The 13838-nt window shown below is 61.3% G+C and carries 14 protein-coding genes; 9 read left to right on the top strand and 5 right to left on the bottom strand.

All coding sequences use genetic code 11. The features are described from left to right. Positions 1-48: 48 nt before the first annotated feature. The 3 genes from kdpC to AC1RL4_RS21040 all read left to right on the top strand — a co-directional run bounded on the left by kdpC (position 49) and on the right by AC1RL4_RS21040 (position 4080). A complete protein-coding gene (gene kdpC, locus AC1RL4_RS21050) occupies positions 49-594 on the top strand; it encodes a potassium-transporting ATPase subunit KdpC (RefSeq protein ID WP_019582559.1) in 546 nt (181 codons plus the stop codon). An 87-nt stretch (positions 595-681) separates the two neighbouring features. Continuing rightward, positions 682-3333, top strand: a complete 2652-nt coding sequence (locus tag AC1RL4_RS21045) for a DUF4118 domain-containing protein (RefSeq protein WP_028939003.1) — start codon at positions 682-684, stop codon at positions 3331-3333. A 48-nt stretch (positions 3334-3381) separates the two neighbouring features. Beyond that, positions 3382-4080 carry a response regulator gene (locus tag AC1RL4_RS21040; protein ID WP_086944657.1) on the top strand — a complete coding sequence of 233 codons (699 nt, stop codon included), beginning with the start codon at positions 3382-3384 and terminating at the stop codon, positions 4078-4080. A 49-nt stretch (positions 4081-4129) separates the two neighbouring features. Here the strand turns inward: AC1RL4_RS21040 and AC1RL4_RS21035 are convergent, their stop codons facing one another. Further along, complete coding sequence (locus AC1RL4_RS21035; RefSeq protein WP_018929812.1) at positions 4130-5179, bottom strand: patatin-like phospholipase family protein; 1050 nt, start codon at positions 5177-5179, stop codon at positions 4130-4132. A 219-nt stretch (positions 5180-5398) separates the two neighbouring features. On the opposite strand from AC1RL4_RS21035, the gene AC1RL4_RS21030 reads away from it, so the two are divergent. The 3 genes from AC1RL4_RS21030 (at position 5399) to AC1RL4_RS21020 (ending at position 7423) form a co-directional block, all read left to right on the top strand. Then, entirely contained in the window at positions 5399-5677 is a 279-nt protein-coding gene (locus AC1RL4_RS21030) for a hypothetical protein (protein WP_018929811.1), read from the top strand. Positions 5678-5723: 46 nt separating this feature from the next. Then, positions 5724-6491, top strand: coding sequence for a CHAD domain-containing protein (locus AC1RL4_RS21025; protein ID WP_430954361.1), 768 nt, complete (start codon positions 5724-5726; stop codon positions 6489-6491). Between the two features lie 134 nt (positions 6492-6625). Further along, positions 6626-7423 carry an acyl-CoA thioesterase gene (locus tag AC1RL4_RS21020; protein WP_019582555.1) on the top strand — a complete coding sequence of 266 codons (798 nt, stop codon included), beginning with the start codon at positions 6626-6628 and terminating at the stop codon, positions 7421-7423. Here AC1RL4_RS21020 and AC1RL4_RS21015 read toward each other — a convergent pair whose 3' ends face one another. From AC1RL4_RS21015 to AC1RL4_RS21005, 3 genes are all read right to left on the bottom strand, one after another. Then, positions 7424-7792 (bottom strand): terminase, encoded by a 369-nt coding sequence (locus tag AC1RL4_RS21015; protein WP_349746921.1) that lies wholly within the window; start codon positions 7790-7792, stop codon positions 7424-7426. A gap of 132 nt (positions 7793-7924) precedes the next feature. After that, positions 7925-9406: a methyl-accepting chemotaxis protein gene (locus AC1RL4_RS21010; protein ID WP_204124596.1), complete on the bottom strand. Its 1482-nt coding sequence runs from the start codon at positions 9404-9406 to the stop codon at positions 7925-7927. A gap of 283 nt (positions 9407-9689) precedes the next feature. Then, a complete protein-coding gene (locus AC1RL4_RS21005) occupies positions 9690-10499 on the bottom strand; it encodes a TatD family hydrolase (RefSeq protein WP_204124597.1) in 810 nt (269 codons plus the stop codon). Between the two features lie 237 nt (positions 10500-10736). Between AC1RL4_RS21005 and AC1RL4_RS21000 the strand changes: the two genes are divergently transcribed. The 3 genes from AC1RL4_RS21000 to AC1RL4_RS20990 all read left to right on the top strand — a co-directional run bounded on the left by AC1RL4_RS21000 (position 10737) and on the right by AC1RL4_RS20990 (position 13265). Beyond that, complete coding sequence (locus AC1RL4_RS21000; protein ID WP_028939008.1) at positions 10737-12158, top strand: MltF family protein; 1422 nt, start codon at positions 10737-10739, stop codon at positions 12156-12158. Between the two features lie 103 nt (positions 12159-12261). Further along, entirely contained in the window at positions 12262-12696 is a 435-nt protein-coding gene (locus AC1RL4_RS20995; RefSeq protein WP_019582550.1) for a DoxX family protein, read from the top strand. A gap of 260 nt (positions 12697-12956) precedes the next feature. Then, entirely contained in the window at positions 12957-13265 is a 309-nt protein-coding gene (locus AC1RL4_RS20990) for a hypothetical protein (protein ID WP_007939981.1), read from the top strand. Positions 13266-13298: 33 nt separating this feature from the next. Here the strand turns inward: AC1RL4_RS20990 and greB are convergent, their stop codons facing one another. Continuing rightward, positions 13299-13796, bottom strand: a complete 498-nt coding sequence (greB, locus tag AC1RL4_RS20985; protein ID WP_018929803.1) for a transcription elongation factor GreB — start codon at positions 13794-13796, stop codon at positions 13299-13301. Positions 13797-13838 lie beyond the last annotated feature (42 nt).

Genomic DNA, 13838 nt, shown 5'->3' with positions numbered 1-13838 from the left:
AGCAGTAGCATCCAGACCTGAGTTTTTTATCGAATCGAGGATTTTGAAATGTCCACACTGATACGTCCGGCCCTGAGCCTGCTGGTGCTGATGACCCTGATCACCGGCGTCGCCTACCCCTTGGTGGTGACCGGCGTTGCCCAGGTTGCCTTCCCGGACCAGGCCAATGGCAGCCTGGTGCGCGACGCCGACGGCAAGATCCGCGGCTCGTCGCTGATTGCCCAGGATTTTGTCGGCGACGCCTGGTTCCACCCACGGCCATCGGCCGGTGCCTTTGCCACCGTGTCGAGCAGCGCCAGCAACCTTTCACCGAGTAATCCGGCGCTGGCTACTCGGGTGATCGAGGAGGCCAATAAACTGCAGGTGGCCGGGCAGGGGCCGGTGCCGTTGGCGCTGCTGACCACCTCCGGCAGCGGCCTCGATCCGCACTTGCCACCAGCGGCGATTGCCTATCAACTGGCGCGTGTCGCGGCAGCGCGTAATCTGCCGGTGTCTACGCTTGAGCAATTGATGAATGCGCACATCGAACAGCCGTTGGTGGGGCCGCCGGTGGTGAATGTGCTTGAGTTGAACCTGGCGCTGGAAAAGCTGTAAATCGGTGGCGCCGCTAATCGCGGGCAAGCCCGCGAAGAGGCCCTGACAGTCACTGCATCAACATCAGCATAAGAGAGAACTTCCAGCATGAGTGATTCCGGCCGCGCCGATGCGCTGTTAGCAGACCTGCCCCGCGATGGTCGCGGCCGGCTCAAGGTGTTCCTTGGCGCCGCTCCGGGGGTCGGCAAGACCTACGCCATGCTCCAGGCCGCCCACACTCAACTGCGCCAGGGCGTGAAAGTCCTGGCCGGGGTGGTCGAAACCCATGGCCGCGCCGAAACCGAAGCACTCCTCGCCGGTTTACCGCAGCAGCCGTTGGTGCGCTCGGAATACCGTGGCGTCATGCTCGAAGAAATGGACCTCGATGGCTTGCTCGCCGCCAAACCGAAACTGGTGCTGGTCGACGAACTGGCCCACACCAATGCCCCCGGCAGCCGTCACACCAAACGCTGGCAAGACATCCAGGAATTGCTGGCTGCCGGCATCGACGTGTTCACCACGGTCAACGTCCAGCATCTGGAAAGCCTCAACGATCAGGTGCGCGGCATCACCGGCGTACAGGTGCGTGAAACCCTGCCGGACTGGGTGTTGCAAGAAGCCTACGAACTGCTGCTGATCGACCTGCCGCCGCGTGAGTTGCTGGAGCGTCTGCGCGACGGCAAAGTCTACGTGCCGGAGCAGGCGCGGGCGGCCATCGATGCGTTCTTCACCCAGACCAACCTCACCGCCCTGCGCGAACTGGCGATGCAAACCGCCGCCGCTCAGGTCGATAACGATCTGGCGCAGGGGTATCGCCAGTTAGGGCAAGCGGCGCCAGCGGTGCGCGGTCGCTTGCTGGTGGGCGTCGATGGCGATGCGCAGGCCGAGCGTCTGGTGCGTCACGCCAGTCGCGTCGCCCAGCGGCGGCATCTGCCGTGGAGCCTGGTGCATGTGGACAACGGCCGGGTGCGTGACGAACAGTCGCGCCTGCGCCTGCAAAGCGCCCAGCAACTGGCCGAACGCCTCGGTGGCGAAGTGGTGTTGCTGCGCGCCGGTGAGGTGGCGAAAACCCTGATCCAGCACGCCGCTGAACGTCGCGCCAGCCTGGTACTGGTGGGCCAGTCACGCCAGCGTTTGCGTCGACGCTTGTTCGGCGGCGGCCTGGCGTCGCGTTTGTTGCGCGATGCTCGCGGGCTGGAAATCAACGTGCTCGACAGCGATCACGAACAGCATCAGCCACGTCAGCGTTCGGCGCAGTCGCTGGTGTGGTTCGACTACGCGTTGGCGCTGGTGGCGACGGTGCTCGCCAGTGCCTTGGCCTGGGCGGTGTCGAGCGTCTTGCCACTGCCCAACATTTCGTTGGTGTTCCTTGCGGCGGTGTTGCTGGTGGCGGTGCGCAGCAGTCTTGGCCCGGCGCTGGCTTGTGCGGCGCTGTCGTTTCTGACCTATGACTTTCTGTTCATTCCGCCGACGTTCTCTTTCAGTATTCAGCGCGAAGAAGACGTGCTGACCTTGCTGTTCTTCCTGCTGATGGCGGCCCTGACCGGTAACCTTGCAGCGCGGCAACGGCGGCAACTGGAAGCCTTGCGCGACACTCAGGAAGAGACCAGCGAACTGCTCGACCTGTCGCGCAAGCTCACCGCCGCCACCGACCGTCAGGCCGTGGTCAGCGCCGCGGCCCAGCATCTCAACGGCTGGAGCGACCTGAAGCTGTGCCTGCTCAATCGCGATGGCCAGAGCGGCTGGAAAGTTGAAACCGGTGGGCCGCTGGAGTTTTCCGAGGCCGAGCGCGCCGCCGCCGATTGGGCCTGGCAACACGATCAACCGGCAGGCGCGGGCACCGGCACCTTGCCGTTCGGGCGCTGGTGGTGGTGGCCGTTGTCGGTGGACGACGGGCCGCTGGCATTGCTCGGCGTGTGTGCCAAAGAAGGCCAGACCCTGAGCGGCCAGCGTCGGCGCTTGCTGACCGCACTGAGCCAACCGTTGGCCCAGGCGTTGGCCCGGGCGCAACTGGCCGATGACCTTGAGGCCGCGCGTTTGCATGGCGAAACCGAACAGTTGCGCAGTGCGCTGCTGGCGTCGGTGTCCCACGATTTGCGCACGCCGTTGACCTCCATGCGCGGCAGCATCGACAGCCTGTTGGCGCTGGGCGAGGCGATTCCGCTTGCGGACCGTCGCGAACTGCTCGAAGGCACCCGCGATGAAGCCGAACGGCTGGATCGCTACATCCAAAACCTGCTGGACATGACCCGCCTCGGTCACGGCGCCCTGAAGCTGGCGCGGGACTGGGTATCGCCGGCAGACATCGTCGGCAGTGCACTTAATCGTCTGCGCGCGGTGCTGGCGTCGTTGCACGTCGTGACCGAAGTGCCGGCCGAACTGCCGCTGCTCTATGTGCATGCTGCGTTGATCGAGCAAGCACTGGTCAATGTGCTGGAAAACGCCGCGCGTTTTTCTCCGCCCCACGGACGTCTTGAATTGCGCGCCGGCGCCACTGACAGCGAGCTGTTTTTTTCGGTGAGTGATGAGGGACCGGGGATACCGGAGGAGGACCGGGCGAAAATTTTCGACATGTTCTACACCGCCGCTCGTGGTGATCGCGGTGGGCAGGGTACGGGGTTGGGGCTGGCGATCTGTCAGGGTATGGTCGGTGCCCATGGCGGGCGGATCAGCGTCGCCGACGGCATCGAAGGGCGCGGCACCTGCATCACGCTGCACTTGCCGTTGCAGACTCAGCCGGGATTGGACAGTGAAGCCTGATCCCGCCTGCGCTACTCTCTTGCCACCTCTTTGTGTTGATGTGAATTCATGAGCCAGACCGCGACCATTTTGGTCATTGACGACGAACCGCAGATCCGTAAATTCCTGCGCATCAGCCTCGCCTCCCAAGGCTACAAAGTGCTGGAGGCCGGCACCGGCTCGGAAGGCCTGGCCCAGGCCGCATTGAACAAACCCGACCTGCTGGTGCTCGACCTCGGCCTGCCGGACATGGACGGCCAGCAGGTATTGCGCGAGTTTCGCGAGTGGTCGACGGTGCCGGTACTGGTGCTCTCGGTGCGCGCCAGTGAAGGGCAGAAAGTCCAGGCGCTGGATGGCGGCGCCAACGACTACGTGACCAAGCCGTTCGGCATCCAGGAGTTTCTCGCCAGGGTGCGCGCCTTGCTGCGTCAGGCGCCAACGGGTGAGGCCCAGGAAGCGGCGCTCAATTTCGGTCCGCTCACTGTCGACCTGGCTTATCGCCGGGTGCTATTGGACGGCGCCGAAGTGGCGCTGACGCGCAAGGAGTATGCGGTGCTGGCGCAACTGGCGCGGCATCCGGGGCGGGTGATCACCCAGCAGCAATTGCTCAAGGACATCTGGGGCCCGACCCACACCGAGGACAGCCACTATCTGCGGATCGTAGTCGGGCATTTGCGGCAGAAACTGGCGGATGATCCGACTCAGCCGCGGTTCATCGTCACCGAGGCGGGGGTGGGGTATCGGTTGTTGAGTGAAGTCAGCCTTTAGTTCTGTTTATCGCTCCCACGCTCTGCGTGGGAACGATCGTCAGTACGCTTTACCGCCAATCTTCATTGCGCTCACTCTCATACCGATCCAGCGTATCCCGGGCAATCTCCCGCCCCAGCGCGATCAGTTCCGGCGCCTTGTAGAACTCGAAAAACCGGCACACCCGCTTGGGCACGTTGATCAGGATATCCGGTGGATACCCGGCAATCTTGTACTGCGCCAATGAAGTTTGCATCACCTCGAAACTCTGGTTGATCAGGTCCAGCAAAGACGCCGGCCCGACGTTGTCGATGATGAACGACCCGGTGGCGGATTTCGGTGCGCCGTCGCTTTCCGGGGCTGCGGCCGGTTGCTGGGCTTCGGGCTGGGCGGATTCGATCCACGGGTTGATCTCGGCCGCTTCTGCCATCAGCGCTTCCTTTTCGAGAAGTAGCAATTGCTCCGCCTGTTTGCGGCGGAAAGGCAATTTCGAGCCCAGCGAGCTGATCAGGCTGTCGAAGCGGGTCTTGAATGCCGCCGGGCGCTGGATCACCGGCAGTTGATAGTGACGCTGGTTGGTGGAGTTGAGGTTGACCGCGATGATCAGGTCGCAATGGCTCGACACCACCGGCACGATCGGCAACGGGTTGAGGATGCCGCCGTCCACCAGCATTCGATTGCCCTGCATCACGGGGGTGAACAGGCTGGGGATCGCCGCCGACGCACGCATGGCCTGGTGCAGGCAACCTTCCTGGAACCAGATTTCCTGCTGGTTTGTGAGGTCCGTGGCCACGGCTGTATAGGGGATGCGCAGGTCTTCGATATTGATCTCGCCGACGATCTTGCGGATCTGCCCGAAGACCTTCTCCCCGCGAATCGCGCCCAGGCGGAAGCTGACATCCACCAGACGCAACACGTCGAGGTAATCCAGGCTCTCGATCCAGTCGCGATAATCATCGAGTTTGCCGGCGGCATAGATCCCGCCGACCACCGCGCCCATGGAGCAACCGGCGATGCAGGCGATGTCGTAGCCACGCCGTTCGATCTCTTCAATAACGCCGATATGGGCGTAGCCCCGGGCACCGCCCGAGCCCAACACCAGTGCGACACGCTTTTTCATGAATCGACCTCTTTGACAAGGTTCAACAATGCACCCAACGAGGGGCTCGCTTCAATCGCTATGGTCGTTCGACGGGAGCGGGCGTCGTTTTTTGACACTCAACGAAGGCGAGTAGGTATCCTCGCGAGCGCTATAGTTTCCACTGCGGGTCCAAGGCACTTTTCGCGCGCCAGAGCGGTCTTACCTGCACGACTGTCTATTATCTTTGAGGTGTGAGTGATGAAAGCCTGGATTTGTGTGCCTTTGATTGCGTTGGCGCTTGCCGGTTGTGCCGGTAAAACCGCTTACCGTGACAGCTGCGGTAGCCAGCTCGACGCCGCCTGGCACGAACTGGATCTGGCCAAGGCCGAGGGTTTAGCCGGGACTGTCAGCTACTCCAAGGCGCTGTCGTTGCTGACCGGTGCCAAGACCCAGCAACAATTCGAAGCGTACGAGGGGTGTACCAGAAAGGCCGAGAAGGCACGTTTCTACATTCGTGAGTCCCGCGCCGGCCGTTGAGGCATGATGGAGCGTACTCAGGGTAATTCGATTCAGGGAGTACGCGATGTCTGCCGTGGTTGATCGGTTGGTGGCTCAAGTACTGGGCCTGGAAGTCCGTTTGCTGGCCTGTCAGGCTCGCTTGAGTGCCCGCACCGATCCGGAGGCGCTGCACGATCTGCGCACCACCGTGCGCAGATTGCGCAGCCTGCTTCGTCCCTTGCGCGGTTTGCCTGGGGTCGAACAACTGGAAGCAGCGTCGTCCCGGGTCGGCCAACTGACCACACCGTTGCGTGATCGTGAAGTGCTGGCAGCGTACTTGCTCCAGCACAATCAACCCGAGGCCGCGCACCGGCGCATGGCGCGGATGGCTGAGGCTTATCCCACCGTGGCGATGAGCCCGGAGCTGACGCAGTTGTTGATGATCCTCGACGCCTTTCCGCGTTTCCTGCGGGCCTCCCAGCGCCAGCGTTTGCTCAAGGGCTTGCGCCAGCGCATCGAAAAACGCCTGGCCAAACAATGGAAGAAACTCGACCAGGCCCTGCACGATCCCGCCCATGACCGCCATCGTCTGCGCCTGCTGATCAAGCGTGCGCGTTATGGCATCGAAGCTTATCCCGAACTGGATCGTTTGCCGGAAGCAGCCATGCCCAGGCTGAAGTCGGCTCAGGCTGCCTTGGGGGATTGGCACGACAGCTGGCAATGGCTGGCCCGCGCCGAGGAAGAGCCTGATTTGCAGCCATGTGTCGAAGTCTGGAAAACCACCATGGCCCAGGCCGAAGAGCGCGCCGACCGTGTTCTCGACAAACTCAGCAGAGCCTGTTTCAAATCCTGAAACCACCACGAATCCAATGTGGGTTCCAGTCGAGCACGGCTCATCTGTCAGTAATTTTGGCCGGAATAAGCGCTGTGCCGGCCTTGCGGGCTGGTTAAGATCGCTCCATCCATTTTCCAGTCTTTGAGGTTCCCATGCGCTTTTCCGATCTGCTCGACGCTGTTCGCAGCCAGCCGCAGGAAGTGTCTATTCCACCTGAGTGGGGCCAGGGGCGGGCGAGTTTTGGTGGTCTGATCGCCGCCTTGCAATACGAAGCCATGCGCGCAAAAGTCCCGGCGGATCGTCCGGTGCGCTCGCTGGCAATCACCTTTGTCGGCCCGGTCGAGCCCGATGTACCGGTCAGTTTTGAAGTCGACGTATTGCGCGAAGGCAAAGCCGTCAGCCAGGTGCTGGGCCGGGCGATGCAGAAGGGGCAAGTGGTGACGTTGGTCCAGGGCAGCTTCGGCGCTTCGCGAACTTCCGAAGTGGTGGTCGCGGCCAACCCGGCTCCTGAGATGAAGCATTGGGACGACTGTCAGGAACTGCCGTACATCAAAGGCGTGACCCCGGAATTCATGCGCTACCTGGCCATGCGCTGGAGTGTCGGTGGCATGCCGTTCACCGGTAACAAATCGCGGGACATGGGTGGTTGGGTACGCTTGCGCGGGGATGGGGAGGGCGAGTCGGTCAGCGAGGCCCATATCCTGGCGCTGGTCGACGCCTGGCCGCCGTCCTTGTTGTCGCATCTGAAGAAACCGGCGGCAGGCAGCACACTTACCTGGACCATCGAATTCGTCCAGCCGTTGCTGGCGTTGAGTACGCTGGACTGGTGCAAGTACCTGGTGGACATCGAACATGCCGCTGACGGCTACGGGCACGCCGCCGCCAATCTCTGGAGCGAAGACGGTCAGTTGATCGCCATGAGTCGGCAGACCGTCACGATTTTCGCCTGATCAGCGATGGCGACGGTGGCGTTCGCGCCAGGCGCGCCACCAGCCGCCACTGAAGAAAAACCGTGGGAAGGTCAGGAACTGCTCGACCAGCAAGCGTGATACCGCGTCTTTGCGATTACTGAACGGCTCGGAGGCTTGCGCCTCCAGGCTATGACCGTGACGCTGCAGGCCCAGGGCGGCAATCAAGCCGATGACGCCAATTGCGAAGCTCGCCAGATCCAGGCTGAACACCCCCGAGACCATCAGCAAAAACGCCACGATGAACAGCGGCACGGCAATCAGGTGCAACACCAGATTGGTCGGGTGCTGGTGATTGTGCGGGTACAGGCGCCATTGCCAGGCGGGAAGGTTGGGGTGACGTTTGCCCATGATGCTTATCCTTGGTTCGTTGAGGCTCATGAACAAAGAATAGGTCGGGCGAAAGCCGTCGGCGAATCAAGGCTGGCTATCGGCGCGATAGGGGTCATGGTCGATATTCATGTTGACTGCCTTCGCGGGCCCTTAAAGCTTGAGCTGCCCGATGGCCTTGCTCAATTCCCCGGCCAACATCGCCAATTCATTGCTGGTAATCGCCGAGTTCACGGTCTGCTTCACGGTGTTCTCGGTCACGTCGCGAATGCTCACCACGGCCCGATTCATCTCCTCCGCCACATGACTCTGTTGCTCGGCCGCCACCGCGATCTGCGTATTGCTTTCACGCATTTGCGCCACCGCACCGGTGATTTCAGCCAGGGCCACACTGGCTTCCTGGGCCTGTTGCATGCAGTCGTCCGCCTTGTACGAACTTTCCTGCATGAAATCCACCGCATCCCGAGTCCCGGCCTGCAGCGCTGAAACCATGGTGGTGATCTCGTCGGTGGACGTCTGGACCCGTTTGGCCAGGTTGCGCACTTCATCGGCGACCACCGCAAACCCTCGGCCCATCTCACCGGCCCGGGCCGCTTCGATGGCCGCGTTCAGGGCCAGCAGGTTGGTTTGTTCAGCGATGCTGTGAATCACGTTGACCACGCCGTTGATCTTCTGGCTGTCCTCGGCCAGGCGCTGAATCATCTCGGCGGTTTGCTGCACGCCAGTGGACAATCCGCCAATCGATTTCTGTACCCGAGTCACCACTTCCTGACCGCTGCCAGCCAGGGTGTCGGCGGTTTGCGAGAGGTCGCGGGTGGCGCCGGCGTGTTGGGCAATGTGATGGACCGTGGCGGTCATTTCGTTGATCGCCGTAGCGGCCTGATCGGTTTCGCTTTGCTGGCCGAGCATGCCGTGACGCACCTCGTTCATGCTCGCGGCCAGTCGCGCGGCGCCGACGTCCAGTTGCCGGGCGGTGCTGGCGACAGTGTTGACCACCCGCTGGTAGCCGGCCTGCATGGCATTGAAGGCATTGGCCATCTGCCCGACTTCGTCCTTGCAGGCCAGTGGCACACGGGCCGACAGGTCGCCGCTTTTCTCGACGTGGAGCATCACGTCTTTCAAGGTGTTGAGCTGGCTGAGCAGGAAGCGGATCAACAGTTGCGACGCGCCGAGCATCGCCAGCATCAGGATGAACACCGCTACCGCGTAGTGAGTGAAGCGCTCGCCGAACACCTGGCTCAGGCTCGGGCTGTAGGCAACTACCGCGACCTGTTGACCATCGGGGCGAGCGAACACCTCGGCGCCCATCAACGGATTTTCCCCGAACAGCGGCATGGCATTGATCTGGACCCAACCGAGGGTATCGGTCAGCTCCAGCAGCGGTTGCCCGTTCAGTAAAGGCGCCTGCCCACGATTGAAGGTCAGCAGGTTGTCGGCCTTGGGCAACGGCTGCCCGACAGGCCAGGCATTGAGCAATCGTGCCTGGGCCTGGGCCGATACTTGCGCGGCGTGACTGCGGGCCTGTTGTTCGAGCTGCACGGCGTACAGCACCAGCAACAAGGTGGTGACAAAGGCGACTGCGTTGACCGCCCAGAATTTGTATTTCAGCGAGATATTGCTAAGCCAGGCACCCATGGAGGTCTTCTCTGATAGCGGAAACAGTTTTGGCAAGGTGCCATTATTGTGCCGCTGCTCAGGGATTCAGATGTTGATACAGGTCAACAAGCACGTCATATCTAAATGTGTGGACGATCCTGTGTGGCGAGGGGGCTTGCCCCCGTTGGGTCGCGAAGCGGCCCCGAAACCTGCAATCGCGGTGTATCAGGTACACCGCACATAATTATTTACGACTGCTACGCAGCCGAACGGGGGCAAGCCCCCTCGCCACACTGGCTCGTTCCCACAGGGGAATGTGTGTTTATTGAGGGGTCGAGGGCAACCCGAAAAACGCCCGGGCGCTGGCGGTGCTGTGGGCGGCGAGATCTTCCAAGCTTTCCCCGCGATGCAACGCCACTTCACGCAACACTTCAGTCAGATACGCCGGCTCGTTGCGACCGTTTTTCGGCTTGGGACGCAAGCTGCGGGGCAGCAGATACGGCGCGTCGCTCTCCAGCATCAAGCGCCCGCGTTTAATCTCCTTGACCAACGGATGCAGGTGCGTGCCCCGGCGTTCGTCGCAGATCCAGCCAGTGATGCCGATGTGCAAGTCCAGATCGAGATAACTGAACAGCGCCTTCTTTTCACCGGTGAAGCAGTGCACCACGGCGGCCGGCAATTGATCGCGGTAATCGTGCAGGATCTCCAGCAATCGTTGGCTGGCGTCACGTTCATGCAGGAACACCGGTAGTTGCAGTTCGACCGCCATTGCCAGATGTTCTTCGAGGACTTTTTCCTGCTGCGGGCGGGGTGAGAAGTCACGATTGAAATCGAGGCCGCATTCACCCACGGCCACTACGTTCGGCTCCTTGAGCAAACTGCGCAGACGCTGGGCGCTGTCGGCGTTCCAGTCGCTGGCTGAATGCGGGTGAATTCCGGCCGTAGCGAACAGTCGCTGAGCGCTTTCGTCCAATTGCCGGCACAGTTCCAGCGCCTGTTCGCTGCCCTCGACGCTGGTCCCGGTAAGCACCAGTTGGCAGACCCCGGCAGCGTAGGCACGGTCGAGTACAGCCTGGTGTTTGTCGGCAAAACTGGGGTTGGTCAGGTTGACGCCGATATCGATGAGTTGCATGGTGCTACCTCGGACCAAAGGCCGGAAAGCATATCAGAGCTGTAGATTTATAAGAAAAACCAAGAACTACAACGAGTTAAAGCTGTCTGTTGAGGCCGCGAGGCAGGTCGGGGTTGGTAGATTTGCCATCACTGTGCCACTCTCTCGCACTTTATCAGCGCTTCAAGCGCTCTGTTTCTGTTGCCCGATGTCATGAAATCACTCATGAGGTTGGCCAGTATTCTTTCCGGAGAGTGGATGACACGTCCCTCGGTTTTGTTACTGCTGTGTTGTTCGTTGCTGCTGCCGATGCCGGCGGTTGCGCGTCTGGCCGGGCCGTTGCAAGCCGTACCGGCAGCCAAGGTCCGTGACCTGGCGGAGATTCGCAGCAGTCGTGTGCTGCGGGTGCTGGTCAACCAGAGCCGCAACAGCTCCGGCGAAATCCAGGGCCAGGCCATCGGCGTCGAATACCACCGCCTGCGGGCTTTCGAGCAATACCTTAATGGCCACGCCCGTGATGGCCAGGAAATCACCCTCAAGATCATTCCTAAAGCCAAGGATCAACTGCTCGGCGCGTTGCAGCGTGGGGAGGGTGATCTAGTCGCACCGGGGGAATTGCTTGATCCGCAATCGGGGCACGCGGTCAGCACCAGTGAGCCGATTGCCAGCAACGTGCCGTTGCTGCTGGTGGGGATCAAAGGCGAAAGGCGTTACACCCACCTCGAACAACTCTCGGGTAAAACCCTCGCGCTGCCCACCGGCAGTGCTGCCGGGGATGCGGTCAGCCAGATCAATCAGAAGCTCGCGCTGCACAAACTGCCCCCGGTGAAGATCGAGTGGGTCGACCCAAGCCTGGCCGTCGAGGACGTACTGGAAATGGTCCAGGGCGGGATCTTCCATCTAACCATCGTCGAGCAACCGATCGCCGAGCGCTGGGGCAAGATCCTGCCCAAGTTGCGCTTCGATCGACAGGTGCTCATCAATGAGCCGGGCGAGGAATACTGGTTCGTGCGTCGCGACGCCTCGATGCTGCGGGCGAGCATCGACCGTTTCCTGACCACCTACAAGCAACCGTCGGACCAGGATGCGGCGTTCCTGCGGATCTACCGGCGCCTGTATCAAGTGCACTATCCCTTGGCCAAGGCCGATCGTCAGCGCCTGGAAAAACTTCGACCGGTGCTGCAAAAACACGCGCAAGCCCAGGACATGGACTGGCTGAACCTGGCAGCGCTGGCCTTCAAGGAATCGGCGCTGCAACCCACCGCCAGAAGTGGAGGCGGCCCCACCGGCCTGATGCAAATAACACCATCGGCCGCCCAACGGGTTGGCGTCAGTGACATTCAGAATCTCGATGCCAATGTGCAGGCCGGCGCCAAGTACCTGGCGATGATCCGCCGTAAATTCTTTGCCAGCCCCAAACTCAACGAGCGCGAGCGCATGGCGTTCGTGCTGGCGGCCTACAACATGGGGCCGGAGCGGGTCCAGGGCATGCGGGCCGAGGCTCGGCGCCGCGGCCTGAATCCTAATCAGTGGTTTTTCCAGGTTGAGCGCATCGCCATGGAGCAGGTGGGAATGGGGGCTGTCAGCTATGTTAATAGCGTGAACAAGTATTACCTGGCGTTCGATCGGGAGCGGGAATCGTTGGAGCCTCAGGGGCAGAAAGTTGCCTTACGTAAATGATCGACTAATCTGATTGTTATGGTGCGTTTTTTGCGCTTTTAACATGAGATAAACCGATTAATATGGCGACCAACCAACACACTCTCACAATGGATGACACAGCATGAGCACACTGATCAACAAGGTACTGTCTACCCGCGCTGGCTACGGCCTGACGATTCTGCGGATTTTCGTCGGCATCATCTTCGCGGCCCACGGCTCACAGAAACTCTTCGGGGCATTCGGCGGCTACGGCATTGCCGGCACCGCGCAGTACATGGAAAGCATTGGATTGGCGCCCGGTCACCTGATGGCGATCCTGGCCGGCGGTACTGAATTCTTCGGCGGTCTGGCGCTGATCATCGGCCTGCTGGTACGCCCGGCGGCGTTGGGGCTGACCTTCCTCTCGCTGGTTGCGATTTTCTCGGTGCACATCAGCAACGGTCTGTTCATGGCCAACAACGGTTATGAATTCGCCCTGGCCTTGCTCGGTGGCAGCCTCGCAGTGCTGATCGAAGGCGCAGGCAAGCTCTCGGTCGACCGCGCCATCGCCGACTGACCGCTCTGACTCAACGAAAAGGCCCGCGCAGTGTGATGCACTGTGCGGGCCTTTTTTGTTGCTGGCGATTCTTGACACTGTCCGGTCAGCTTCTCTAGGATGCTGCTCATGCGCCGATTTAAACAGCTACTTGCGGGGCGCCAGGTGACTCATTCAGTTGCCGATAGAAGCTTGAAACAGGCTTCGAAATACCGCTAAAGCGCTGGTTCGGTGTTGCCTCTCACCTGCCATGCAGACTTTTGAGGCAGAGACACGACACAATGAATGCATTGAACCCCGTTGTACGCCCCGCGCCGATCACGGCACATCTCACCCAACGCAATCCAAAAATCCTGCTTGGCGGTAAACATCAGCCGACGCTGTTGCGTTACCTCGATGGCTGGCCACGTCGCACCGGCGGTCCGGCAGCATTCCTGATCCAGTTTGTCGAAGATGGCGAGTCGCTGGAGCGCTTCGCGACTGACAGTTTCGATCTGGCGGTGATTCAGGCACCCAGCGCCGAGGACGCGCCTGAAGTGATCAGGCAACTGACCCGCGTCGCGCGCCAAGGGCTGATTGCCCGCTGCTGAGGCTCAGGGCTCTACGGCTTAGAGCTCCGTGGCTCAAAAATAGTCGATTGCCACGATATACACGCACTGCTCACCGGTTGGTGTCTGCACTCGCACTTCGGCGTCCAGTGCCTTGCCGATCAAGGCGCGGGCCAGCGGTGAGTCGATGCTGATCAGGCCTAGCTTCAGGTCCAGTTCATCCGGGCCGACGATGCGATAGCGCGACTCTTTGCCGTCCTCGTCTTCGATCGTGACCCAGGCGCCAAAGTAGACCTTGTTCGGATCGCTGGGCTTTTCACTGACCACCTTGAGCGCTTCCAACCGTTTGGTGAGGAAGCGCACACGGCTATCGATCTCGCGCAGCATCTTTTTGCCGTAGGTGTATTCGGCGTTTTCCGAACGATCGCCCTGGGCCGCCGCCTCGCTGACCGATTGCGTCACTTGCGGTCGGCGCACATGCCAGAGCTCATGAAACTCGGCGCGCATCCGCGCTTCACCTTCGGGGGTGATCAGCGCTGTGCCGGCGGTGCGGGGAGGGCGATAACGGCTCATGGCGACTTCTTGTGGTTGAGTTCTTGAATCGGGTTTTTAAAC

It is taken from the genome of Pseudomonas sp. GW822-FHT07A10 (assembly GCF_058798795.1).
This window is presented reverse-complemented; position numbering and strand designations above follow the sequence as displayed.

Bases quoted from the DNA above. Each gene is read 5' to 3' on its own strand.
- kdpC (WP_019582559.1), top strand. From the start codon at position 49: ATGTCCACACTGATACGTCCGGCCCTGAGCCTGCTGGTGCTGATGACC.
- AC1RL4_RS21045 (WP_028939003.1), top strand. From the start codon at position 682: ATGAGTGATTCCGGCCGCGCCGATGCGCTGTTAGCAGACCTGCCCCGC.
- AC1RL4_RS21040 (WP_086944657.1), top strand. From the start codon at position 3,382: ATGAGCCAGACCGCGACCATTTTGGTCATTGACGACGAACCGCAGATC.
- AC1RL4_RS21035 (WP_018929812.1), bottom strand. From the start codon at position 5,179: ATGAAAAAGCGTGTCGCACTGGTGTTGGGCTCGGGCGGTGCCCGGGGC.
- AC1RL4_RS21030 (WP_018929811.1), top strand. From the start codon at position 5,399: ATGAAAGCCTGGATTTGTGTGCCTTTGATTGCGTTGGCGCTTGCCGGT.
- AC1RL4_RS21025 (WP_430954361.1), top strand. From the start codon at position 5,724: ATGTCTGCCGTGGTTGATCGGTTGGTGGCTCAAGTACTGGGCCTGGAA.
- AC1RL4_RS21020 (WP_019582555.1), top strand. From the start codon at position 6,626: ATGCGCTTTTCCGATCTGCTCGACGCTGTTCGCAGCCAGCCGCAGGAA.
- AC1RL4_RS21015 (WP_349746921.1), bottom strand. From the start codon at position 7,792: ATGGGCAAACGTCACCCCAACCTTCCCGCCTGGCAATGGCGCCTGTAC.
- AC1RL4_RS21010 (WP_204124596.1), bottom strand. From the start codon at position 9,406: ATGGGTGCCTGGCTTAGCAATATCTCGCTGAAATACAAATTCTGGGCG.
- AC1RL4_RS21005 (WP_204124597.1), bottom strand. From the start codon at position 10,499: ATGCAACTCATCGATATCGGCGTCAACCTGACCAACCCCAGTTTTGCC.
- AC1RL4_RS21000 (WP_028939008.1), top strand. From the start codon at position 10,737: ATGACACGTCCCTCGGTTTTGTTACTGCTGTGTTGTTCGTTGCTGCTG.
- AC1RL4_RS20995 (WP_019582550.1), top strand. From the start codon at position 12,262: ATGAGCACACTGATCAACAAGGTACTGTCTACCCGCGCTGGCTACGGC.
- AC1RL4_RS20990 (WP_007939981.1), top strand. From the start codon at position 12,957: ATGAATGCATTGAACCCCGTTGTACGCCCCGCGCCGATCACGGCACAT.
- greB (WP_018929803.1), bottom strand. From the start codon at position 13,796: ATGAGCCGTTATCGCCCTCCCCGCACCGCCGGCACAGCGCTGATCACC.